Source organism: Gimesia algae (genome assembly GCF_007746795.1).
Taxonomy (GTDB): domain Bacteria; phylum Planctomycetota; class Planctomycetia; order Planctomycetales; family Planctomycetaceae; genus Gimesia; species Gimesia algae.
This window is the reverse complement of sequence record NZ_CP036343.1, coordinates 5,827,012-5,850,434: the sequence shown is the minus strand read 5'-3', so window position 1 is coordinate 5,850,434 and position 23,423 is coordinate 5,827,012. Positions and strand designations below refer to the sequence as shown.

Annotated in this window: 18 protein-coding genes; 8 read left to right on the top strand and 10 right to left on the bottom strand. The window is 51.3% G+C overall.

From position 1 onward, the window contains the following. The first annotated feature begins 108 nt into the window (after positions 1–108). On the top strand, positions 109–954 hold the full coding sequence (locus Pan161_RS21875) for a 3-keto-disaccharide hydrolase (protein WP_145230846.1): 846 nt from the start codon (positions 109–111) through the stop codon (positions 952–954). A gap of 104 nt (positions 955–1,058) precedes the next feature. Here Pan161_RS21875 and Pan161_RS21870 read toward each other — a convergent pair whose 3' ends face one another. From Pan161_RS21870 to nadD, 6 genes are all read right to left on the bottom strand, one after another. Continuing rightward, positions 1,059–2,351 (bottom strand): NAD(P)/FAD-dependent oxidoreductase, encoded by a 1,293-nt coding sequence (locus Pan161_RS21870; RefSeq protein WP_145230844.1) that lies wholly within the window; start codon positions 2,349–2,351, stop codon positions 1,059–1,061. Positions 2,352–2,496: 145 nt separating this feature from the next. Beyond that, positions 2,497–3,033, bottom strand: a complete 537-nt coding sequence (locus Pan161_RS21865; protein ID WP_145230842.1) for a hypothetical protein — start codon at positions 3,031–3,033, stop codon at positions 2,497–2,499. Positions 3,034–3,100: 67 nt separating this feature from the next. Then, entirely contained in the window at positions 3,101–4,411 is a 1,311-nt protein-coding gene (locus Pan161_RS21860; protein ID WP_145230840.1) for a coproporphyrinogen-III oxidase family protein, read from the bottom strand. An 80-nt stretch (positions 4,412–4,491) separates the two neighbouring features. Beyond that, positions 4,492–5,724: a beta-alanine-activating enzyme beta-propeller domain-containing protein gene (locus tag Pan161_RS21855; RefSeq protein ID WP_145230838.1), complete on the bottom strand. Its 1,233-nt coding sequence runs from the start codon at positions 5,722–5,724 to the stop codon at positions 4,492–4,494. After that, positions 5,712–6,920 (bottom strand): iron-containing alcohol dehydrogenase, encoded by a 1,209-nt coding sequence (locus tag Pan161_RS21850; protein WP_145230836.1) that lies wholly within the window; start codon positions 6,918–6,920, stop codon positions 5,712–5,714. Before Pan161_RS21850 ends, Pan161_RS21855 begins: the two co-directional genes overlap by 13 nt. 359 nt (positions 6,921–7,279) lie before the next feature. Next, a complete protein-coding gene (nadD, locus tag Pan161_RS21845) occupies positions 7,280–7,882 on the bottom strand; it encodes a nicotinate-nucleotide adenylyltransferase (protein WP_145230834.1) in 603 nt (200 codons plus the stop codon). 176 nt (positions 7,883–8,058) lie between these two features. On the opposite strand from nadD, the gene priA reads away from it, so the two are divergent. The 3 genes from priA to Pan161_RS21830 all read left to right on the top strand — a co-directional run bounded on the left by priA (position 8,059) and on the right by Pan161_RS21830 (position 14,836). Beyond that, entirely contained in the window at positions 8,059–10,392 is a 2,334-nt protein-coding gene (gene priA, locus Pan161_RS21840; protein WP_145230832.1) for a replication restart helicase PriA, read from the top strand. A 154-nt stretch (positions 10,393–10,546) separates the two neighbouring features. Continuing rightward, positions 10,547–13,525 (top strand): PQQ-dependent sugar dehydrogenase, encoded by a 2,979-nt coding sequence (locus Pan161_RS21835; RefSeq protein WP_145230830.1) that lies wholly within the window; start codon positions 10,547–10,549, stop codon positions 13,523–13,525. Positions 13,526–13,810: 285 nt separating this feature from the next. Continuing rightward, positions 13,811–14,836 (top strand): hypothetical protein, encoded by a 1,026-nt coding sequence (locus Pan161_RS21830; protein ID WP_145230828.1) that lies wholly within the window; start codon positions 13,811–13,813, stop codon positions 14,834–14,836. A gap of 9 nt (positions 14,837–14,845) precedes the next feature. On the opposite strand, the gene hemW is transcribed toward Pan161_RS21830, so the two are convergent. Continuing rightward, positions 14,846–15,979 carry a radical SAM family heme chaperone HemW gene (gene hemW, locus Pan161_RS21825; protein WP_232103403.1) on the bottom strand — a complete coding sequence of 378 codons (1,134 nt, stop codon included), beginning with the start codon at positions 15,977–15,979 and terminating at the stop codon, positions 14,846–14,848. A 61-nt stretch (positions 15,980–16,040) separates the two neighbouring features. Beyond that, positions 16,041–17,447 carry a phosphohexomutase domain-containing protein gene (locus Pan161_RS21820; RefSeq protein ID WP_145230824.1) on the bottom strand — a complete coding sequence of 469 codons (1,407 nt, stop codon included), beginning with the start codon at positions 17,445–17,447 and terminating at the stop codon, positions 16,041–16,043. A 203-nt stretch (positions 17,448–17,650) separates the two neighbouring features. Between Pan161_RS21820 and holA the strand changes: the two genes are divergently transcribed. From holA to murJ, 3 genes are all read left to right on the top strand, one after another. Next, positions 17,651–18,667 carry a DNA polymerase III subunit delta gene (holA, locus tag Pan161_RS21815; RefSeq protein WP_145230822.1) on the top strand — a complete coding sequence of 339 codons (1,017 nt, stop codon included), beginning with the start codon at positions 17,651–17,653 and terminating at the stop codon, positions 18,665–18,667. Between the two features lie 232 nt (positions 18,668–18,899). Then, entirely contained in the window at positions 18,900–19,322 is a 423-nt protein-coding gene (locus tag Pan161_RS21810) for a hypothetical protein (protein ID WP_145230819.1), read from the top strand. A 15-nt stretch (positions 19,323–19,337) separates the two neighbouring features. Further along, positions 19,338–21,011: a murein biosynthesis integral membrane protein MurJ gene (gene murJ / locus Pan161_RS21805; protein WP_145230817.1), complete on the top strand. Its 1,674-nt coding sequence runs from the start codon at positions 19,338–19,340 to the stop codon at positions 21,009–21,011. Positions 21,012–21,084: 73 nt separating this feature from the next. On the opposite strand, the gene Pan161_RS21800 is transcribed toward murJ, so the two are convergent. Beyond that, entirely contained in the window at positions 21,085–22,125 is a 1,041-nt protein-coding gene (locus Pan161_RS21800) for a DUF1559 domain-containing protein (protein ID WP_145230815.1), read from the bottom strand. Between the two features lie 395 nt (positions 22,126–22,520). Here Pan161_RS21800 and hemP point away from each other — a divergent pair, with 395 nt between their 5' ends. Next, entirely contained in the window at positions 22,521–22,703 is a 183-nt protein-coding gene (gene hemP, locus Pan161_RS21795; protein WP_145230813.1) for a hemin uptake protein HemP, read from the top strand. A gap of 67 nt (positions 22,704–22,770) precedes the next feature. On the opposite strand, the gene Pan161_RS21790 is transcribed toward hemP, so the two are convergent. Then, the gene (locus tag Pan161_RS21790) at positions 22,771–23,334 is read right to left on the bottom strand and encodes a hypothetical protein (protein ID WP_232103401.1); all 564 of its coding nucleotides are present in this window, start codon (positions 23,332–23,334) and stop codon (positions 22,771–22,773) included. Positions 23,335–23,423: the final 89 nt, after the last annotated feature.

Below are 23,423 nucleotides of genomic sequence, written 5' to 3'. Positions count from 1 at the left end.
TTAATTTATTAAAGAAATTACTTTCGGTTGAGCCCGCAAACGGGCTTATTGTAGTGCGGGGCAGAGATTGTGATCTCGCCTGGTGCCATTTAATTCAGGAAAGCGCATATGTATTTGAAACGACTACTCACGATCACCTGTGTCTGTCTGGCTGCTGTCTGGAGTGTGGGTGCGGAAGCGGAAGACAAAGTCATCACACCCAAGGACGGTGTCATCCATCTGTTCAATGGCAAAAATCTGGACGGCCTGTATGTCTGGAATCGCGGTACCGCTTACGAAGATCCCCGTGAAATCTTCACTGTGAAAGATGGCATGCTGCATATTTCCGGCGACGGTTACGGCGGTCTGATTACGAAAGGTGATTACCGTGATTATCACATGGTCATCGAATTCAAGTGGGGCGAAAAGACCTGGGGCAAGCGGGAAGACCGTGCCCGTGATTCCGGCGTGCTGATTCACTGCCATGGTCCCGATGGCGGATACGGAAATACCTGGATGGCATCCATTGAAGCACAGATTATCGAAGGGGGCGTGGGTGATATCCTGGTCTTAACGGGCAAAGACCCCAAGACCGGCGAAGCGATTCCTACTTCACTGACCACGAAAATTACCAAAGACCGGGATGGCGAAAAAGTCTGGAAGAAAGACGGCGAAGAAATCACTTTGAGTTCCGGCCGCATCAACTGGTTTGGACGTGATCCTGACTGGGCCGACAAAGTTGGCTTCCGCGGTAAAGATGATGTCGAAAGCAAGTTCGGCGAATGGACGCGGATGGATGTGATCAGCAAAGGTGGCGAGATTGAATACCTGGTCAACGGCGTGGTTGTAAACGCAGGTTACAACGCCAAACCAGATCATGGCAAACTGCTGGTGCAGACCGAAATGGCTGAGATGTGGGTTCGCAAATGGGACCTGTATCCTTTGGGCGAAGCACCCAAATATAAGAAGAAATAGTTTGATTTCTTGAGAATTCAGCCCTGCTGCGGCGATGACCGGAGCAGGGCTTTTTTATGCGCAGAGTGAAGAATCAGCGGCTGTTGATCTCTCTGCTGATGTTGTTATTTCTTCATCGTAACCGGGGAGTCATCGGTGTCCGCCAGTTCGGGAATTTCTTCCTGCATGACGGTAAACATCTCGGCGACTTCTGGCTTGAAGACATCGCCGATCAGAATGTCGACCAGGTTCGATTTGAACTGTGGGTACTGTCTGAGGAAGTTTCCGAAGCTGAAACCGGGTGTGTAGAACGCGTAAACCAGCTTACGGAAGTTATCGACGCCTTCCTTATAACCGGGATACCACTGGCTCAGACGCTCGACTGAAAAGTCGTTTGTTTCATACGCTTCGTTGATGGCCTCGGCGATCAGTTCACCCGATTTCATCGCCAGGAACACACCGCTGGAGTAGACCGGATCGATGAAGCCGAGCGCGTCGCCGGCGAGCATCCAGCCAGGACCTGCCGGTTGGCTGGAATGATACGAGAAGTCTTTGGTGGTCATGAACTCGGTGACCGGCTGGGCTTCGGTCAGGCGGCGTTTAATGCCGATACAGCGTTCGACTTCCTGAAAGAAGATTTCTTCGCTATTCCCGCGCTCTTTGGAGAACATGTAGTTCATGTCGCCGGTACAGCCGATGCTGACCACGTTGTCCTGAAGCGGGATGTACCAGAACCAGGACTGTTTGCCTTCAGTTTGCAGGATGAGGGTGGCCCCTTCGTCGATGCCGGGATCGCGTTGTGCATTTTTGAAGTGTGCCCAGACTGTTCCTTTTCTTAAAACCGGGTCATTCTGTTTGAGTTTCAGTCGATTGGCGATGAAACCGGATTGCCCGCTGGCATCGACGACCAGTTTTGCGGAGATTTCGCGTGTTTCCTGATTACTCAATTTGACTTTGACGCCGGTGACCTGTTCCTCTTGGGTCAGCAGGTCAGTCACTTGAAGTTCATTATGAAAGGTGGCCCCCCTAGACTGGGCATTGTCGATGAGCATCTGGTCGAATTCGGCACGATAGACCTGCCAGGTTTGTGAGCTTTCGTGGTCTTTGTAGTCGTGGAAGTAGAAGGGCCTCGTCTCGACACCTTCATCTGTCACAAACTGGACGCTGAGTTTTTTGGGAAAGGCAGTCTGTTTGAGCTGGTCGATCAGGCCGAGTCGTTTGAGTGGCCAGTAGGTTTCCGGAATCAATGATTCGCCGACGTGGAAGCGGGGAAAGCGGGCGCGATCGACTACCAGGGTTTTGCGTCCCTGTTCGGCCAGCAGGGCAGCCACTGTAGAGCCTGCCGGGCCGGCTCCGATGATCACGACATCGTATTCAGATTCGAGTTCAGGCTGTTCTTTCAGGTCCGTATCAAGCATGGAAAACCTTTAGTCAGTCAGTTTAAAGTCAATTTAGCGAGCAAGCAGTTCTATTATAGTGTCTCCACCGTTTTGGGGATCGAGTCGATCAAAGTGAAAACTGTGAAGGTTCACGGCAGACAATTCCCCAACTGATTTCAGGGGGTTATAGCAGCGGGGACGAAACTTCCAAGAGGTCAATTGCCGGTTGTTGATTGCAAAAAATGGTAGCCAGGCGTCCATAGGTTACCTGGCCTGGTTCGATTTTCATGACTTTTGACAGACCGGGACCTGCTGTAATACGAAGTACTGCTCCCAGGTCGACATGCCGGAGTACGTTATGATTGATTAATACACGACCCAGCGGAATTTCACCCGCCAGGATTTCATCTTTGACGGCCTGGGTAACATAATCAAAATTAAATCTGACGATCCCGAACTGGACGACGTCGTCGGTGCCACTCTTGGATAACAGGATCTGTCTGCTGTAGATATTTCCATCAAGTCGCTGGTCGAGCACGGTTACGTCAACGGAGGTCTTGTGATATTCCTCCATTGTGACGGTCATATGGTGATAGTGTGCGAGTAACGATTTATAAGGTTCCGGCAGACTGGCAGAGGAAACGTGTTCAGCCCGTTCGAACAGTCGTTGTTCGTTGGGAAACAATTTGACAAGTGCATCGAGTTCGTCTTGTGGGTTCACTTGAAAATGATTTCTTTTATCAGGGGAGGGTCAGGAGGAGTATCAGCTATCTGGTAGCATAGAAATTTTATGTGTATCTTACCATACGGTGTTCTGGTTCGAAATATTCGGTCAGCAGACTGTCTGCCTGCAGCATGCCTTTGCGGGTCAGCTTGACCTGCGAATCGTCAAAGGTGAGATAGCCCGCTTTCTGCTGGTTTCCCAAAGCCTCCGAAAATTCTTCGGTCAGATCGACGCCAAACTTATCCTTGAACGGCTGGGTCAGCACGCGACCCTCTTTGAGTTGCAGGATGAATTCGCGAATGAGCCGCTGGTGTTCGGAAGGCTCGAGGGCGCGATTGATGGGCAGATTTCCTTTTTCGACGGTTTCCAGATAGTCTTCCAGCCGGTCGAGGTTCTGGTAATGTACGCCCTGCATATGCCCGAATGAAGAAACTCCTGTGGCAATGATATCGTTGCCGCGAAAGAGATTGTCGCGGTAAACGAAACGATCTGATTCGGGGTTTTTGACCAGTTCGTTTCCGCTGGCCAGATGATAGCCTTTTGCCTGCAGTGTTTCGATGGCTTCATTCATCCAGCGGCGTTTTGTGGTCCAGTCGGCGATGGGAGAGTTGAGGCCCATCTCTTTCATTTCTTTGGAAATGATCGTGTTGTGCGGGAGTTCCATCTGGTAGATCGTGATGTTATCCGGTGCGAATTCGGCCGCTTTTTCGACGGATTCGGACCAGTTCTCATCGGTTTCTCCCATCATACCGGCAATCAGGTCGATGTTTACCTGCGGAAAGCCGACCTGCTGAATCCAATCGTAGGCTTTGTAGACTTCGGGAGTCAGGTGGGCACGACCGTTGGCTTCGAGCAGTTTGTCGTTAAAGCTTTCCACTCCCAGGGAGATACGTGTAATGCCGATCTCTTTGAGGGTCTCGACCTTTTCCTGATTCAGCGTTCCGGGTTCACATTCAAAAGTGACTTCTTTGGCCGTTTCCCAGGAGAGCAGGCTGGACAATCGGTCGCGAACGGAGAGCAACTGTTTTGAGCTGAGATAAGAGGGAGTTCCGCCGCCAAAGTAAGTGAAATCCAGGGTGCGTTCCTTGATGGCTTCGACCTGGCTCAGCATTTCGAATTCCTGCTGCAGCGCCTGTACGTAGCGTTCAATGGTTTTGGCGTTCTGTTTTTCGTAGACACGGAAGTAACAGAATTTGCAGCGTTTGCGGCAGAAGGGAATATGGATGTAGAGGCCCATCGGAATGGATGTATCAGGGCTCTGGTGCAGAACCTCGTGGATGCGGGTGACGTATTCCTGCTTCCATTGAGAAAAAGGGGGGTAGTTCGAGACAAAGTAACTGCCGATTTCGGTGGTGCCTGTTGCTTCCAGATCCATATTTCTCTCAACGTATTAATTAAATGTTCAGTGGAATCAGCGACCGCGTTTTAGCTGTTTCCGGGGGTTACTACTTATTGTCACTTCTTTCCGAAACAATACAAGGCACCATTTCGGGATTCTGTGCCGATGATCAAATGTCCTGAGCCAATTGCCGGCGAAGCGGTGATATCATCACCCAGATTCTTTTTCCAGTTGGTCTTCCCTGTCTTCAGGTCCAGTTCATACAGGTTGTCATCAGAGGAACCGATAAACACCCGGTTTCCGAGGATCACCGGAGAGCTGTCAACGCGCCCCCGTGTGCCAAAATCCCAGACCGATTTTCCGGTTTTGCGTTCGACGCAATGTACCTGTTTATCACGGCCGCCTGCGACGACGTATTCGTTGGTAATGGCAGCTGAAGAATGATAGGGAAACTCTTTTTTGGGGTCTTTAAAACGCCATTCGACTTTCAGGTCTTTCCAGTTGACGGCAATAATTTCGCTGGCATAGGTGCCTACATACAGGGTGTCTCCCATCAAAGCTGGTGAAGCAATCAGATAGGTGGCTAGAGGCATAATGCTGTGTTGCTTTCCGGTGGCGATATCAATGATGCGGAGCTGTTCATCGCAGCCAGTCACAAACGTGAAATTTTCTACAATGGCAGGCGAGCAATTGACGTAACCGTCGGTTTCAAAACGCCAGATGAGGGAGCCATCTTTTTCGTTGAGGCAGTACAGTGAATTGTCGTAACTGCCAAACAGAAGTTTCCCGTCTGCAGTGATATTCGCACTACTGATAATTTCCGCGTCGGTTTTGAACTGCCAGAGTTTTTTTCCCGTTGTGAGATCAATGGCGTGGAAAATCCCGTCTTCGTCACCCAGATAGACGCCATTCGCTGTGACCAGCGGCGACGCTTTGAAGCCGGGGGCAAATTCTTTGGGATCGGGGTTTTCAATTGAGCGGTACTTCCAGATCGGTTTGCCTGTCTTGAGTTCGAGACATTCGACATAGCCATTGAGACCCGCCATATAGACACGGTCGCCGACAATCGCAGCAGTGGAGGCAATGCCATCGGATGAGGAATGTTGCCAGAGCAGTTCCAGTTCAGCGGGCAGCGTTGATTCTGCGATTCCCTGCTGCAGTTTGCCATTACGAAACGAAGACCAGTTTCCTGCTTCTCTGGAGTCATCGGTTGCTGCCGGACCTGGCTTGCCTGGAACATCTGGTTTTTCAGCAGCGGTGACTCTACAGATTGAGCAGGCCAGCAGCAGTGTGATGATCAATGCTGGAGTGAACCAGTTTACGAATCGGGAATCAGTTAAAACGCGCATTCGTACAAATCCCTTAGCGAGGATTGATCGACGGGACGGGGGTTGAAGTTGCCAGTCCATTGGCGGGACGCTTCTTCAGCCAGCTGGTCAACCAGATTCGGGTCGACTTCACATTCGGAGAGTGTGGTCGGCGCACCGGCCAGCGAGACCAGTGACTGAAAGTGTTCGGCCAATAAGCCTGCGCCCGCAGGGTCTTGTGGATCACAGAGGCCGATGTCAGAGGCGAGCAGCGAGTACTGTTGCCCTACGACTTCTGCATTAAAGCGAATGACGTGAGGCAACATGATCCCGATGGCAATCCCGTGTGTGAGACCAAAATGGGCAGAAAGGGGATTCGCCAGGGCATGCGTGGCGCCCAGCATGGAATTCTCGATGGCAGCGCCTGCGAAGTGGGCACCCAGCTGCATATTGCCGCGGGCCTGCAAATCATTGGGTGAGTTGAGTACCTGCGGGAAGCTGTTTGCCAGCAGCGTCCAGGCGCGGCGGCTGAAGAGTTGGGAAATTTCGTTGCGTGGTTTCGTGACGAACGTTTCCAGAGCGTGGCTCAAAGCATCGATGCCGGTCACATGTGTGACCGAGCGGGGCATAGTCAGTGTGAGCTCGGGGTCGAGAATCGCGACACGGCAGGCTGCTTTTTTATCACCACAGGCCATTTTCATGTGCGTTTCGGGATGGGCGATCACAGCGAAGGACTGTGCTTCACTGCCTGTACCGGCGGTTGTGGGGACAGCGATTAAAGGGAGCATCGGTTTGCTTGCTTTGCCGACGCCCCAGTAGTCTTCCATTTTACCGCCATTGGTCAGCAGGAAGTTGATGCCTTTGGCGCAGTCCATACTGCTGCCTCCCCCCAGACCGACAATAAGATCGATCTCATGCTGGCGGGCGACCTGCAGGCCCCGTTCAACATCTTTTGTGGTAGGATTGGCATGAACGTCATCAAAGATGGTGATATCAATGCCGCTGTCCTGGAGTGATGCGACGGCCCGGGCTTCGTGTCCGGCGGCTGCCAGTCCTTTGTCGGTGACCAGCAGGACTCGTTTCGCCTCTTCTGCTACTGCGAGTTCTCCCAGACGGTTCAGTGAACCACTGCCGAACACAATGCGTGTTCTCGGTGCATAATCAAAGGCTGAAAGCGAGGCTCCTTCTTCCAGTTCTGTATTGATTTTTGTTGTAGATTTCGAATCCATGACAACCATATTTTCCTTGCGAATTCTGTCAGGTTGGTCAGGCCGAGTGATGAGTCACACTGACAGGTTTAATTTCAATCCGATTCTCTGGTGGTGTTGTTGATGAACAGGATCAAAGTTGTCTCTATAATATCTGGCGAGATTTTCAGGCAGGTTTCAGTGGGTACGCAATTTCAGAACGCAGGTGATCCATTCCCATTTTGTCTCCATTTAACACCGACGTCGTACAACGGGCATCGATTAAAATACCAAGGCGCGTGTCTACTGACTAATTCTGATCGAAACCGGCAGGAATTTCCAGTAGTCAGCACTGATTTATAAGAGTTCCCCTCTCATAAACGAAGTGAAAATAAAAGTTCAGGGAAATCTTACTCTAAATATAGTCTGTTATTGTGGATATAAACTTCGACGGATCGCGGTGTCATATAGCGGACACTTCTCTTTTTGTGAATTCGCTGGCGGATGTCAGTTGAGGAAATTTCGATGCCCGGCATCGTGGCCCAGAAGATTTTTGAGTCGATGGACTCGCCGAATTTGTGTTTCAGGTCGGTCAGATCTGGTAGACTAATGTTAGGGCGATTCACGCCAATCAGGCTGGCCAGTTCCAGAATGGCCTCTGGTTCACGCCAGGTGTGCAGGTCTCGAACGGAATCCGCGCCGATAATGAGAAAGAACTCGTCCTGGGGATGCAGGGCTTTCAGTTCCTGCAGCGTCACGACGGTATAACTGGGGCCTTCCCGGTGCAGTTCCAGATCTTTGATCAGAAAAGCGGGGTGTCCGGCGATCGCGAAATCGAGCATTTCACGACGTTGTTTGCCGGATGTGACTCCCTGGTCTTCCTTATGAGGCGGGTTGCCGGCCGGGATAAACCAGATTTGATCCAGTTCGCATTGCTCGCGGCACTGTTCTGCCATCAGGAGATGCGCATTGTGCACAGGATCAAACGTTCCGCCTAGTATTCCAATACGCATTAATTGATCGTTTCTATCCCGATTTCAGGTCAAGGCTAAGGTTTATGTCCGCCTTGAGGTAAGTCGAGGAATCTTTTATCACGAAAACTCGATAGTCGAGTTTGTTTGTTGAGTTCATCACGTGAAAGAGTTACAAAACAAAAGAACCCTTTCCCTTAGTATATCCAGCTGGCGTGATGAGTAAACCGAAGCAACAGAGCCTGTTCGAAGAAGAGGAACTTCCCGAGAACCCCATGCCCTGGGAACGGGAGTCGGCGCAGGATCTGTACCTCGCGGAAATTGTTCTGAATCGACCCGTGGATCGCGTGTTTCACTACAAAGTACCGGAAGAACTGAGGCCACTGTTGCGGGCAGGACATCGCGTGCAGGTTCCCTTTGGGAGAGGAAACCAGTTCGCGCCCGGTTATTGTGTGGGCGTGGGGCCTGGGGATGAAAATCTGCCCAGCGTGCGTCTGAAGACGGTTGAAGCGATTCTGGACAGTCGTCCGTTGTTTAATGCCAAAATGCTGAAACTCACGCGCTGGATTGCCGACCGGTATCTGTGCAGTTGGGGACAGGTCCTGGATTGTGTGGTTCCCGCGGGAGTCAAAAACCAGGCCGGGACCCGGATGGTGACGGTATTTGAAGTGGGAACCGCGGATGCGGCAGACGAAGCACAACAGAACGACCTCATTGAGAAACTGCCTGCGAAACAACGCGCCGTTTATGATGCACTCAAATCTGCTGCCAGACCGCTGACGTTAGAAGAGCTGACGCAGGTAGCGGGATGTGGTTCCGGCCCGGTGAATTCGCTGAAAAAGAAAGCATTGATCAGCAGTCATCAAAAACGGATGCAGCATTTTGAAAATGATGACGATATCGTGCATGCGCATATTCAGAAACAGGATGATCTCAAGCTGAATCGGGATCAGCGACTGGCATTGGATCAGATTCTGACAGCCATTCGCGGCCAGCAAAGTGAAACGTTTGTGCTGCACGGCGTCACCGGGAGTGGCAAAACCGAAGTCTATATTCAGGCGATTCGAGAAGTCGTGAGCTATGGACAGCAGGCGATTGTCCTTGTTCCGGAAATCAGCCTGACGCCCCAGGCGATTCAACGGTTTCGTTCCCGCTTTGATTCGGTGGCAGTCTTACACAGCCATTTAACAGACAGTGACCGGCATTATCACTGGCAGAACATCGCCGCCGGCAAGGTGCAGGTGATCGTCGGTGCCCGCAGTGCTGTGTTTGCACCGGCACCGCATCTGGGGTTGATTATCATTGATGAAGAACATGAAACCTCTTTCAAGCAGGAGACGGCGCCCCGCTATCACGCACGCGAGGTGGCCCGCAAACGATCTGAACTGGAGCGTGTTCCCTTAATCCTGGGTTCCGCCACGCCGACGTTGAATTCCTGGTTACGGGTGATTGAGAAAAAAGACACGCTGATTTCCATGCCGCGACGTGTTAACGATCTGCCGATGCCGGGCGTAAATATTGTTGACGTGCGAAATGATGTGCAGATCAGACGCAACGAGTCGATCGGCCGTGTGTTATTTACCGGCATGCAGCATGCTTTGGGGGCAGGCGGGCAGGTGATTCTGTTTTTGAATCTGAGGGGTTATTCGCCCGCGCTGTGGTGTAAGGGGTGTGGAAATTCGGTGAAGTGTCCGCATTGTGAGATATCACTGACGTGGCATCGCGATAAGAATCTGGCAGTGTGTCACAGTTGTGATTTTTCCGCCAGGCCACCCACAAACTGCCCCGGTTGTGGGGCGCCGGGACTTCGTTTTGTCGGCGCAGGCACCCAGCGACTGGAGGAAGAGGTCAAAGCCAAGTTTCCCGGTTATTCCTGTCAGCGGATGGACAGCGATACGATGCGCGGCGTGGGCAGCCATGCACGCGTGTTGAATGCGTTTGCCGATGGTGAAGTGGATATTCTGCTGGGCACCCAGATGATTGCCAAGGGATTAGACTTTCCGAATGTAACGCTGGTCGGAGTTGTCGACGCGGACACAATGTTGCATCAACCCGATCTGTTTGCTTCCGAACGTACCTTTCAGTTGATTGCGCAGGTCGCAGGTCGCACGGGGCGGGGGATGCAGGGGGGGCGCGTGTTCGTGCAGTCTTCTTCCCCGACAGAACCTGCGATTGTGAAAGCAGCGGAACATGACTTTCTCGGGTTTGCCCGACTGGAACTGGGGCATCGCAAAGAGATGCTGGCGCCTCCGTTTTCGCATTATGCACGCGTGATTTTACGGGGGCCTCAGGAAGAACACGTCGAGCACTTTGCCCGTCAACTGGCGGAGATTCTGAGTGTTGCCGCGAATGAAAAACAGCTACAGGTGCAGATTCTAGGACCTGCGCCGGCTCCCATTATTCGGTTGAAAAAGTATTTTCGCTATCATTTTCAGCTGGCGGCGATTGATGTCGAACAGATCCTGCAGCTCTGGCATGAAGTCGAAGGGAAACTGCCTCGTGAAAAAGGGATCGAATACATCATTGATGTCGATCCGGTTAACATGCGATAACCGGTTTGCTCGGTACAGATTCCGTTTCCGCAGCGAATGCGGGGGTTTCGCAATTGCATTTGCCAGTCCCGCAAGGTTGAATAGTATCAGTGTTTTTTGAAGCCTTCCAAGCTTGCGAACTGTCCTGACGAAAGACGAATGAGGAAATTCTGGTATGTCAGCCATTGAAAATAAGAATCGTTTGGATGTCAGGTTCCTTTTTTCTGCGGTGCTCGCCTGTTTTGTGATTCAGATTGCAGCGGTTCAGGCAGAAGATGCCCGGTTTGGTCTGGAACAGCGAATCCCCTGGACTACATCGCGCGTTAAAGGGACACCCGATCCGGCATTACCTTACGAAACGGAGCGGGCCTTTCCCCAACTGAAATTCAATCAGCCGCTGGCGATTGCGACGGCTCCCGGTGAGAAACGCTTCTTCGTGGCAGAACGCAAAGGGAAAATCTTTTCGTTCAATTATGAAGATCAACAGACTTCGCAAGCAGATCTGTTTTTTGATCTGAAACTCAAAGAGCCAGCGTTGAATGAAATTTATGGAATCACTTTTCATCCCCGGTTTGCCGAGAATCGCTATGTCTATATCTGCTATGTGCTGAAACCGGGTTTGCCTGAGGGGACCCGCGTTTCGCGGTTCAAAGTACTGGATACAAATCCTCCATCTTGCGACCCCGATTCGGAAGAGATTCTGATCGACTGGTTGTCGGGGGGGCACAATGGAGGCTGTCTGCGGTTTGGCCCGGATGGTTATCTTTATATTTCGACAGGGGATGGCGGACCCGCTTCCCCTCCGGATATACATAACGCGGGCCAGGATGTCAGCAATCTGCTGTCCTGCGTTTTGCGCATTGATGTGGATCACGCCGGCAAAGAGAAGCCTTATTCAATTCCAGCCGACAACCCGTTTGTAAATCAACAAAATGTGCGTCCTGAAATCTGGGCGTTTGGATTTCGCAATCCCTGGAAGATGTGCTTTCATCCTGAGAATGGTGATTTATGGGTGGGAGATGTGGGCTGGGAATTATGGGAACTCGTCTACCGCGTGGAAAAAGGCGGGAATTACGGCTGGAGCATTCGCGAAGGACGTCAGCCGGTTAAGCCGGATTTGAAGCCGGGGCCCACACCGATTCTGCCCCCGACTGTGGCGCATTCCCATCGGGAAGCACGTTCGATTACAGGCGGCTATTTCTATCAGAGTCCGCGACTGAAAGAGTTAAATGATACTTATATCTACGGCGATTACTCGACCGGAAAACTCTGGGGACTGAGGTATTCTGACAAGCGGGTCAACTGGCATGAGGAGCTGGCCAATTCGACTTTGAAAGTGACAGCGTTTGCCGTCGATCATACGGGAGAAGTTTATATTGTCGATATTGCAGGGGGCGGATTTCATCGTCTGGTGCCGATCAAGGAATCAGATCACAATCCTGAGTTTCCGACTTTGTTAAGTCAGACTGGTCTCTTCCAGGATACCACGAAGCATGAAGTGGCTCCCGGCGTCATTCCCTACAGCATCAATGCGCCAGCCTGGGCCGACTATGCCACCGCAGAACGATTTGTCGCGCTGCCTGATGAGACGACCATTGACGTCGTCAGGAAAAAGTTATGGAACTTTCCCAAAGACAGTGTGCTGGTGAAAACGATTTCCATCGAGACCGAACGCGGTAATCCCGAGACCGCCTATCGCCTGGAAACCCAACTGATGCATTTCAACGGGGCTCGCTGGCTCGGATATTCCTATCGCTGGAATGAAGAACAGACAGACGCCACACTGGTACCAGCGACTGGTGATCAGATTCAACTGGAAATCGCGATACCTGAGCGTCCGGAGAAAAAGGTTTCTTATGAATGGCCGATTCCCAGTCGGGCCGAGTGTGCGGTCTGCCATACGCCGTATCAGAATTATCTGTCGATCCTGTCCTTTGAAGAACCGCAGTTAAATCGAAGTCAGAAGTACGGCGAAACAGTGGATCATCAACTGAGATCACTGGCCCATATTAAAGTACTGCCGGAGTCGGTGTGGAGCGATTCCAAAGGGGCGAGCGCCCATTACCTGGTCGATCCCTATGATAAGGGAGCGGCATTGAATTCCCGGGCACGTTCGTATCTGCATACCAACTGCCGACACTGTCATCGGAGTAATGGCGGCGGCGGTGCCACAATCGAACTGGATGCGGCTCTGGACTTTGATGCGATGAAAGCTCTGGGAGTGAAGCCGACTCAGGGAACGTTTGGTATTCAAGATGCGCAGGTGATTGCTCCCAGTGACCCCTATCGTTCGGTGCTCCTGTATCGCATGAGTAAGCTGGGGAAAGGCCGCATGCCTTATTCCGGTTCAACCATCGTCGATACCCGGGGCACGCATCTGATACGTAACTGGATTCAGGACATGGCGGGGATTGCCGGAGACAGCACTTTTGAGGTATCTCGCTTGAGAAATCGTCAGAATAATCTGCTGGAAGATGCCGTCCAGATTGAAGATCAGGAATTTGTGAGCCAGAAACTTCAGGAAGTCCTGGGCACTACCAGCGGCGGCCTGAGATTACTCAGCACGTTGGATGAAACGCCGATTTCCGATCAGATGCGAAAACTGATTATTCAACTGGGGACTGAAAACCCCAGTCCCCAAATACGCGATCTGTTCGAACGTTTTCTGCCTGAGGATCAACGAGTCAAACGCCTGGGCGTCAAGATAGACTCCACTGCGCTGATTTCGTTAGCGGGAGATTCGCGCGAGGGGAAAAAACTGTTTTTTGAAATGGCGGGACTGCAATGTCGCAATTGTCATCGCGTGCATCAGCACGGAAAAGAACTGGGGCCCGATCTGACGCAAATTGGTAAGAAACTTTCCAGGCAGGAATTACTGGAAAATATTATTGAACCTTCCCGGAAGATCGACGAGAAGTATTTCACGTGTGTTGTCTTACTGCGGTCTGGCAAAGTCGTGAGCGGCCTGCTACTGAAAAAAGATGAGACAGTGGTGCGTCTGAAAGACGCGAAAAATGAGGTGCTGGAAATTGCTCCGCATGAGATCGAGAGTCTGACCATGCAGAAAAAATCGATCATGCCCGATCAGTTATTGCGGGATCTGACAGCCGAACAGGCCGCGCATTTGCTGGCATATCTGGAATCATTAAAATAACTGGTCCTCGAATCTGAGTGATCAGGTCAGAGAGACCGAAAACACTCTGGTTTTTCGTCGGCGAATCATTATAATTCCGTACAGTCGCACACTAGACTGTGCCCAGTTTTACTGTAGCGTCTCCAGGTCCATTTGGACCGAGTATAATAGATTGTGAGACGTTATGGTTAAATGTGATACGCTCTAGTTCCCTGCCGAAGCTGCCCCCAGCTGATTTCCGGATAATTGAACTCCTTCATCTGGTTCCATCCGTTTTTTATAGTCTATTTATTTCTGAGCTTAACAATGGCGATTCAGTTCGATTGTCCTTTTTGCACATCCACATTAAAAGTTCCTGATGCTACCGCAGGAAAGCAGGGAGACTGCCCCCGGTGTGGCACAAAGCTGGTCATTCCCAATCCTTTTGCAGCGGGTGCAGCCCCACCTGCGGCTGACAGTGCTCCTGCAGATTCGACTCCACAACCTCAGGATGCCCCCACTCCGCCTCCTGCCAGTCAGGCTCCGGAGCAGGCTCCCGTCGTCGATGTGATGGCACCGCGACCTCATTCGAGTGCAACGGCTCAATATTTAAGGAAGCGACGTAAATCGAATGTAGGGGGAGTGGTCCTGTTTCTGTTTTTCTTTTTGGCGATGGCAGGAATCGCCGGCTATTTCTACTGGAACTTCGGGCTGCGGCTCGAAGGGAATCTGGTCGCGGCGCGGATTTCGCCTGAAGCCGCCAAACTCGAACAGCGACTGCAGCCTGAGAATGCGGGTGTATCAGAAGAGGTGATCAAGGCAGTCAATCATAACCTGCTGGAAACCCCGCGACGTGTGCAGAGCGATCTGATGGAAATGTTGTTCTATGGCCTTGAAAAGGGGGGACTGGAAGTCCGTTTGAAACCGGGAGCAAAAACCGAACTGGTGCGAGTCGATCTGACAGGCGATCCGGCGTTGATGGAATACATCAGCAAACAGGGAACCCAACTGGATCAACCCCGGTCAGCCGAACTGCAGAGTTCGTTGAATCATTTCTACACCAGCTGGAATGAATTTATTGGGACGCAAGGCGTGATGCCCGACCTGCTGCATTATCGGAATTCCGTGGGTCTGAATTCGCTGCTGGGCGGATTAGGCTATCATATGGAAGCACGTGTGAATAATAAAATCTATCCTTGTGTGCATGAAGATTCTAAAGGGGGGCTTTATTTTCTTGTGCCTAAAGGAACGTTGCAGTTCAATATTCTGGGACGGGAAATGGATACTGGCTGGACGACGTTTCCGGGAAAATATGAAGTCCAGGTGACCCAGGAATATCCCTCACGACCTTGAATTGCCGGTTCATAAAAAATCGACGACGACGGAATCGGCGAGCAGGCAGCCCGCTGACGTCAGCTTGAGATGAGTGTCTGTCTCTTCCAGTAAACCAGCTTCGACATTCGTCTGGATGGCAGTTTCGGCCAACTGATGCAGATCAAAGCCATAGCGTTCCTGGAACTCGCGTCGATTGATTCCTGCGCGGCGTCTTAAGCCGAAGATAATGGCTTCGCGTGCCCGTTCTTCAGGTGCTAATGTTTCCTGATCTGCGATGGGTGATTCACCGGCTTGCACTTTTTTTAACCAGGTGATCACACTGCGATGGTTCTGGCGTCGCACGCCGTCCAGGTAACTGGCGGCACCGGGGCCAAAACCATAGTAAGGATAGCCGGTCCAGTAGACTTCATTGTGGCGACATTCATATCCGGGACGGGCGAAGTTGGAAATTTCGTAATGCTTCAGGCCCGCTTCCTCCAGAAATTCTAAGGCAAATTCATACATGTCTCCGGCCAGCTCGTCTTGAGGCAGATCAAAGAATCCGGCTTTTTCCCGACTCCAGAATGAAGTGCCTTTTTCAATTGTCAGACCATAGGTTGAAAGGTGGGGGACATTCAGCTGCACCGCAGTCTGCAGCGTCTGTTTCCAGCCGTCCAGACTCTGGCCGGGAACGGCAAAGATCAGGTCGAGGCTGGTATTACTGATGCGGGACTGCAGTGACTTCACGATTTCAAAAATCTGATCAGATCGATGATCGCGTTCCAGGAACGTAAGGATATCGGAATCAAACGACTGGACGCCCAGACTGACACGGTTGACTCCGGACTGTTTGAGAAAGTCAATTTTTTCAGTGCTGAGATTCAGCGGGTTGGCTTCGATACTGAATTCGTATTCTTCGGCCAGTCGAAAATGGGAAAAGATGGTCTCGAATAATCGTGAAAGCTGATCGATACTGAGATGGGTTGGCGTGCCACCACCCAGAAAGAGTGTCTTTAGTTCAATTCCCTCTCCCAGTTTGGCTGTCTGTTCTGCCATTGCATTGAGATATGCTTCGATCAGATGATCTTTTTGTGCAACGAGCGTGAAGTCGCAGTAACCGCATCGATGCTGGCAGAAGGGGACATGAAAATAAGCAGAGCTGGGAAAACTCGGGTTTAACACAATCAGGAATCCGCTGGCTGTGTCGGCATGTTTTCGGGAGTGGTTCAGCGTCTCTACAAGCTTATTGAGAGATCACTTCGCTAAACGGGGCATCACTGAAACTCAAAGCAGCCAGAACATGAGCCAGTGTCAGGATCGCATCACAGGTGGGAACAGCGTCCCTGAACCAATGATATCCGGATTGACCCCCTGCGTAAACGGCTTGCTGTTGTCTCATCTGGAAATAGCTGTCTGCCAGTGTTCCTGTGTGTGTGTGAATGTTCCAGCCCGCCGGAACTTCATTCAGTTCTTTTTGTCCTGACTGATCCAGCAGGAAGTTTCGGGATGACTGTTCCCGGGAAAGTGCCTGCATCAAAAATCGGGAAACTTTTAAATTCGACAGGAGCGTTCCGGTTTCCGCGAAGAAGGCACAGCGACGACTGTCATCATCGATGATCAGGCCCAGGTCAGCCGAATCTGCCTGCATCTGCTTCTGCATTTTTTGCACATCATTGTCCTGTGGATTGAGCAGATCGCGTTTCTGATGCGGAATGTCTACCCAGTTGAGTTCACAGGGCAGTTTATCAAACAGCACATTCAGGGTTTCTCTGACCAGTCTCAGCGAACAGGCGATTTTGATTTTGAGCGGTCGCAGGGCATGAAAGTGTTTCTGGAATTGTGCCCGATAGGCTTCCATGGGATGAAAAGTTCGCTGTGATCCCGGTTGCCGGGAGGCGCGTCCAAATCCCCGCAGGGAGATCTGTTCGATCTTTTCCAGGTGTCGTCCTGCTGAGACCGGCTGTGAATTTTCCAGCAGGAAGTCGAGTCCCGTATAAGAAGGGCCAAATTGAGCGCCAGTGACCATAATCGCGCCCTGTGCCTGCAGATGGTTTGTTGCGAACGAGAGGATCGAGGGGACCGTCAGCCCCAGATCGATGACCCGGCAGCCATTTCTGCGGAGTGCACTGGCGACACCGGTAATGATGTCTGGTGAGGAGGGGCGTTCATCAAAACCGATGACGACACTCGGTCCCCGACTTTGCTCCTGACTTACGGGCATTACAACAGCTTTGGGTTTACTGAACGAAGTCGTTTTTTGCGGAGCGACACCTTTTAAGGGGAGCGATTCCCAGAGGATCGTGGAAAAGGCGCCGGTGAGATGAGCGGCCTGGGTCCGGTTGATCTGATTCAGATAGATGCCGCGCACGCCTTCGGTCGTGAACGGGTTTTGTGTGGAAGAACGACTGCGTTGCGTCTGCTTTAATCGCTCGATGATCTCGAGGGACAGGTTTCCGGTATGTTCTTTGTGCGGACACTCGCGGCATTTGGGGTAAAAAGCGGCCAGCCGGGACAGGTGGATGGCTTTTGAGATCGGATAGTCTTCACCCGGACACTGAAAAAAGACTTCTGCCGATTCCAGTAAAGCAGGTTGTAAAAGTTGGGGCAGCGGGGGCAGAATCTCAGATTTGATCTCAGTTAGATGTTCCACGTGTGATTCTGGTTCCGATGAAATGGGAATGTGCTCCAGGGGGATTTATAGTTTTTACGGGATCTGCGGGCGGCATCTCTCGAAATCAAAACTCAAATCGATTGTAATGAGAGACAGGAAAGTTCCCTGTGTTTTCAAGTCATCTCCAATTTACGGGAGTCAATGTACGTCATCCCCCTGATTTTGGTCAATAAGAGTTATTCATGAGCCAGCACGTTACCGAATTTCTGCTGAATCCTGCCGCCAGTGAATTTGGGCCGGTTGTGGTTTTGCATGGCGATGATCGCTATATGAAGCAGGAAGCGATCAAAGCGATCGAACCGCTTGTCCTGGGTGAAGAGGAGGACACCAGTATTACCCGCTTCGATGGTAAACGGCTCGAAAAAGAGCTGCCCCCCTCGACCCTGTTTGATGAGCTGAAAACGGTTTCCATGTGGGGGGACAAGCGTCTGGTGATTGTGGATGAGGCAGAGAAGTTCGTCAGTGCCTTTCGTGGCAAACTGGAGAAATATCTGGAGGCTCCTTCCAAAAGTTCGACTCTCATTCTGGATGTGAAAAGCTGGAGTAAATCGACGCGTCTGGCCAAACTGGTTGCGAAAATCGGTCTGGATCTGGAGTGTAAAGAGCTTAAGGGGGGGGCATTAACAAAATGGATTTGTGATACCGCTGGACAACTGCATCAGAAGCAGATTTCACGGGAAGCTGCGAGTTTGCTGGTTGAACTGGTGGGAACTCATTGTGGACAGATCCATCAGGAATTAGAAAAACTAACGACTTTCGTGGGAGATCAGCCCCGCATCAGTCCTGATGATATTCGTTCAGTGGTGGGGGGCTGGAAGGCGGAAACGACCTGGGCGATGACAGATGCCGTCCGGGATGGAAAGATCGGGGATGCCTTGCATTATCTGGATAACCTGCTGGTCGCGGGCGAAGCGCCTCAGAAGATCCTGGGGGGATTGAACTTCGTCTGGCGGAAATACTTTAAAGCCACACAGCAGGCAGTGCAGGGAACCCCTTTAAAACAGGCGATTCGACAGGCGGGCGTGTTCCCCCGCGATATCGATTCGACAGAACGCTATCTGAGGCGACTGACCAGGCAGAGGGCGGAAAAAATCAGTCACTGGCTGTTAGAAACCGATCTGAATCTAAAAGGCAAAAGCCGTTTAGCGCCTCGTCTGGAACTGGAACGATTGTTGTTTTTATTGAGTGGTTGCGTCTGATCTTTTGATAAATACATCCCGATTCACCACTTAAAGCGTGCACGTATCTTCATAAACTTCCTTTCAAAATTATTCCTTTCTCACTGAAATGAATCTTGCCATGGATTTCGGGGAGGGGTATAAATTACCGGTAATTAGGTTTTTACGAAACTCATTGACGCTGTTTGAACCTTACAGCGATTGCCAAAGTTTCGTGCTCTATTGGGATCTCAGACGCACATTGAGGTGAAGCATGTCGTCGGAACTCTTGGATCCAGTTGAGGTCGCCAGCATCTATGAGGAAGCCCCTTTAGAAGCGGAACGACACAAATGGATCGAAAGCCAAAAGAATGGCTGTGATCTGGGCAAGCTTGCTATCTCTGACTGGTATGCAAATCATTGGTATTATTTTTGCATCGGTAAGAAGATGGAGCATCTGTTAGGAAACAGGTGCTGGCAGGAATTCAGTGACACTCGTTTCGGTTTTTTAAAGTCACTGCAGCTTGAACATGATCTGTTAGCAGACCGGATTCTCGATCGGATTTTCTGGCTGCGAATGGAGAATCTGGATATTATTATCTGGGCTCGTGAGTGGAATCTGCCACTGGACCGTGTGCTGGAAATACTCGAATTGATCGATATTAATTCCGCACGACTCGAACCCGTATTATCCTGATTCGATTTATGTTTCATGGATGAACCTGCTCCACCTTCACATTCTTCTGAAGAACACTCACAGGTGGCTGCCGCTGAGAATACGCGCAAGTTGTTCTCGGGGCTCCGGGTTGTCAGTCTGCTGACTCTGGTGAGTCGCATCCTGGGAATGGTCCGCGACATTGGCATGGCGACCCTGTTCGGCAATGGTCCAATCATGGACTCTTTTTCCGTTGCCTTCAAGCTGCCGAATCTGATGCGCCGACTTCTGGGAGAAGGGGCGCTCTCTACGGCGTTTCTGCCCACTTTCATCCGGGAACTGGAAAATCAGGGCCGTGAATCTGCGTGGAAGCTGGTCACCGCTGTATTATTCTGGCTGCTGCTCTTTTCGGTGATGCTCGTCGGAACTGGTGAGATCCTGCTGATCTTTCTGAGTGGTTTCGAGTCGGCCAGCTCAGAGGCCCGTCTGCTTTATTGGCTCTCCGGGTTACTGTTACCTTATCTGATTCTGGTCTGTATGGCAGCACAGGTGAATGCGACACTGCATGCGTTGAATCATTTTTCGATTCCCGCTTTGTTGCCTACGATTCTCAATCTGTTCTGGATGGGGGGGATCTGGCTGGTTGCTCCCTGGTATCCTGACGCCTCTGCCAAGATTACCATCGTCTGTCTTGCGATTCTGGCGGGAGGAGTCTTGCAACTGGTATTGCCCAGCCTGAAGTTGTTTTCGCTGGGATATCGCCCTCATATGGACTGGCAGGGAGGGTTTACACAGATACAGACCATTGCTGCCAGTATGGCTCCGATTGTCGTGGGCCTGTCGATTACCCAGTTCAATACTCTGATCGACAGCGTACTGGCCTGGGGCCTGGCGCGGCCTGAAGGAGTGGTAGGGACAGGGGAGGTTCCTGCCTGGGAAATCTTTGAATCGGGAACGGCATCGGCGCTCTATTTTGGTCAGCGGATGTATCAGTTTCCGTTGGGAGTGTTTGGGGTCGCGCTGGGGACGGTGCTCTATCCCCGACTCTCACGTCATGCGGAACGACAGGAGGGAGACCTGTTAAGGCAGGATCTACTGTTGGGATTACAGTTGGTGATTGGTGTGGGATTACCGGCCAGTCTGGGGCTGTTTCTGATGGCGGGACCTTTATCGACGCTACTGTTTCAGTACGGGGATTTTGATGTTTTCGATGCACGCCAGACGGCAGAGATGATTCGCTATTATGGTCTGGGTGTGGTCGCTTTTATGGCCGTGTTGATCCTGAATCGAGGATTTTACGCCGTGGGGGATACGCGGACCCCCGTCAGGATTGGCGTGGTGATTGTATTCTGCAATCTGTTGTTAAACCTGGCATTGATCTGGTGGATGCAGGGCGAAGGTCTGGCGCTGGCGACGTCGCTGGCGGCGATGATTCAGTCTGGCCTGAGTCTGTGGCTGATTCGGGAAAAGACGGGGGCATTGGATCTCAGGCAGTTAACCAGTACGACGTTGCGGGCAGGGATTGCCACTTTAGTGATGTCCGTCCTCATCAGTGTTGAGTTATCTCTGCTGCCTGCCTCAGAACAGTTTCTTGCTCGACTGATCCGGGTGCTGGTGCCCGTCGTTTCGGCTGTGATCAGCTATTTGTTGCTGGCACGTTTGCTGGGGCTGAATGAAATTATGACCTTGATGAAGTCTGGTAGAAAACCACCGGAGAACACAGAACTCTGATCGGGGTGAAAACAGACAGGCCCTGCGGAAATTCCGCAGGGCCTGTGATTATCGAGTCGATGTGAGACACCTTTTAAAATTCGCCGATCACTTCACCACCGCTGCGGGTACTCAGTGCACGATAAGTATTGAGATCAATATTTTCACTGAGCGAACGAACGGATCCGTCCATCAGCAGGGCATGGACGATGCCGGTGTGATAGCTGCGTGCCGTGACAGCAGCATAAGTCGGGCCGGTACAGCTCTGCGCTTCGCGACAGGAAGTATAATCACCTGCATCGATCGCTCCGGAGGCAGTTGGTACGACGACTTTGGTGTTGGGGGGCAATGTAGTCGTAAAACCAGTCTGGTGCACGCGTCCGTCTACCCATTCCGTGTGTCCACTGTTGCCTTTGTTTTCTCCACCACCAGCGATTAAGGATTCCACTCCACCGGCATTACTGGGGATAGATGAAGTGCCCGCACCGCCGTCCCGGTTATAAGCAGTGAATGCTTTGACTTCCGCAAAACAGAGCGTATTGGTAGTCCCGTCGGTAAAATCCCGCGGCTTGGTTTTGCTGTTCGGGTAGAAAGAGCCATCGCCTCCGCTCAGGCTGGTATTGGTGAAAACGCGCCAGGTGCCTCCGTTGTAGCCATAACTGACTGGATAATGCTGGGGGGCTCCGGAAGAGTCCGTCCGAGTTTTATCATTCACTTCGCTGGGACACATGAAAAAAGGGACGCGAGTATAAGCGATGCTCGCATCGCTCTGATTAGAATAGTTGGTTGTGAAATCAATATTGTTGAACAGGTTGGCTGCATCTCCAAATGGAAGAATTCGGGCGTGAATGGACCATTGTCCGCCTGGTGTATAGCCACTACTTCCGCCAGGGCTCACACTGAATGCAGGGGGAAAGACAGTGTACGCGGAAAGGTAATTGTGTAATGCCAGTCCAAATTGCTTGAGGTTATTTTTACATTGGCTGCGGCGGGCTGCTTCGCGTGCCTGTTGCACTGCGGGTAGTAATAAAGCAATCAGAATGGCGATGATGGCGATCACCACCAAAAGTTCAATCAGTGTGAACCCACGCTTACGCTGGCACAGGGTGTGGCGGGAATTTGAGTGTTGCCCCATTTCTCTTCTTTCTGGTGAAAAGGTGAAGTGGCAACGTGCTCTCAGGTATGCGTTCATGCAACGTGCATACAGATTCCGGCGGGTATCTGAAAATAAGCCGTCTTGCCGATAATTCAGTAATTATACGAGACTTGATGTCAGCTCTTTATTGACACTGAGTCTCAGGATCATTATGTTATCGGTCAGTCGGATCAATTGCAAGTAAGGGCTGACTCGATTTTTCACACTTTTCGGTGCGAAAATCAATTCGGCAGATATTGCTTGATTTATATCAGGTCCGACAATGCGGAAATAAATTTAGAGCATTTCAATTAGTAATGGTGAAAATTCACGATTACTTGGGGCGTATTGACATGCGATTTTTGAAATCTCTTAATTTTGGTACGTATCAAACCATGAGCGAACAAGAAAAAACAGAACATCTGTCTCCATCCGCCGCCCCCCAAAAAGAAATTCCTGCAGAAGTGATCGGTTCAGAAACGATCCTGCAAGGCAAACAGGAGGTATTGATTCGGCACGGTGAGACCACCTACCGCCTGAGAATTACTCAGAACGGAAAGCTGATCCTCTGCAAATAGCAATGTGATGATAAGCAGCAGAGAACTGATTAGACTCCAGGACCCTGGATCAGCCTGGATGAGCGCGTTAATTCGAAAACGCGAGCTGCAGGCTATCCAGCAGATCCTGCTCTAGAACGGGATCCCGTCCACGTGGTATCCAGCCGACCGGGTTGCTGTGTTCCTGGACCAGATTCAGGTCGCGACGCAAACTGAGATCCTGCTGAAAAGTCGCTCCGCCTGGTGCTGTGGAGGTCGTCGTATTGACATCTTCAATTTCTTTGAAGGCTTCGACACCCAGCAGATAGCCGCCTTCAATGGGCGTCACGCTGACAAAGACGCGACGGCGAATCGATTGCAGGCTGCTTTCGAGTCGATTATCAAATCCTACTGTATCGCCATGCCAGGGTTCGAGGAAGCTTGCACCGACTTTGTACTCCGTTTCAATGCGACCATCCAGCTTGTTTTCGCGGGCGATGGCGAACTTGTAGTTATGGATCGTATCGACCACGCGTTCCCATACCACGTCCTGATTGGTACCCGTAATCTGGATCGGATTACTGACGGTCACAGGCGCAGGTCGACTCCCGCCTGAAACACAGCTTGTGAACAGGATGCATAACATCAGGAATTTGATAAGGTTACAAGTCATTTACGGATGCCGTCAGTCAGACTGCATTTGATCATTTTGTAATAGACAGGCGCAATCAGAGTGGATACTCAGTGGTCGACTTTGATGGG

Bases quoted from the DNA above. Each gene is read 5' to 3' on its own strand.
- Pan161_RS21850 (WP_145230836.1), bottom strand. From the start codon at position 6,920: ATGGTTGTCATGGATTCGAAATCTACAACAAAAATCAATACAGAACTG.
- Pan161_RS21790 (WP_232103401.1), bottom strand. From the start codon at position 23,334: ATGACTTGTAACCTTATCAAATTCCTGATGTTATGCATCCTGTTCACA.
- Pan161_RS21870 (WP_145230844.1), bottom strand. From the start codon at position 2,351: ATGCTTGATACGGACCTGAAAGAACAGCCTGAACTCGAATCTGAATAC.
- Pan161_RS21810 (WP_145230819.1), top strand. From the start codon at position 18,900: ATGTCGTCGGAACTCTTGGATCCAGTTGAGGTCGCCAGCATCTATGAG.
- priA (WP_145230832.1), top strand. From the start codon at position 8,059: ATGAGTAAACCGAAGCAACAGAGCCTGTTCGAAGAAGAGGAACTTCCC.
- Pan161_RS21830 (WP_145230828.1), top strand. From the start codon at position 13,811: ATGGCGATTCAGTTCGATTGTCCTTTTTGCACATCCACATTAAAAGTT.
- Pan161_RS21800 (WP_145230815.1), bottom strand. From the start codon at position 22,125: ATGGGGCAACACTCAAATTCCCGCCACACCCTGTGCCAGCGTAAGCGT.
- murJ (WP_145230817.1), top strand. From the start codon at position 19,338: ATGGATGAACCTGCTCCACCTTCACATTCTTCTGAAGAACACTCACAG.
- nadD (WP_145230834.1), bottom strand. From the start codon at position 7,882: ATGCGTATTGGAATACTAGGCGGAACGTTTGATCCTGTGCACAATGCG.
- Pan161_RS21855 (WP_145230838.1), bottom strand. From the start codon at position 5,724: ATGCGCGTTTTAACTGATTCCCGATTCGTAAACTGGTTCACTCCAGCA.
- Pan161_RS21835 (WP_145230830.1), top strand. From the start codon at position 10,547: ATGTCAGCCATTGAAAATAAGAATCGTTTGGATGTCAGGTTCCTTTTT.
- Pan161_RS21860 (WP_145230840.1), bottom strand. From the start codon at position 4,411: ATGGATCTGGAAGCAACAGGCACCACCGAAATCGGCAGTTACTTTGTC.
- hemP (WP_145230813.1), top strand. From the start codon at position 22,521: ATGAGCGAACAAGAAAAAACAGAACATCTGTCTCCATCCGCCGCCCCC.
- Pan161_RS21875 (WP_145230846.1), top strand. From the start codon at position 109: ATGTATTTGAAACGACTACTCACGATCACCTGTGTCTGTCTGGCTGCT.
- holA (WP_145230822.1), top strand. From the start codon at position 17,651: ATGAGCCAGCACGTTACCGAATTTCTGCTGAATCCTGCCGCCAGTGAA.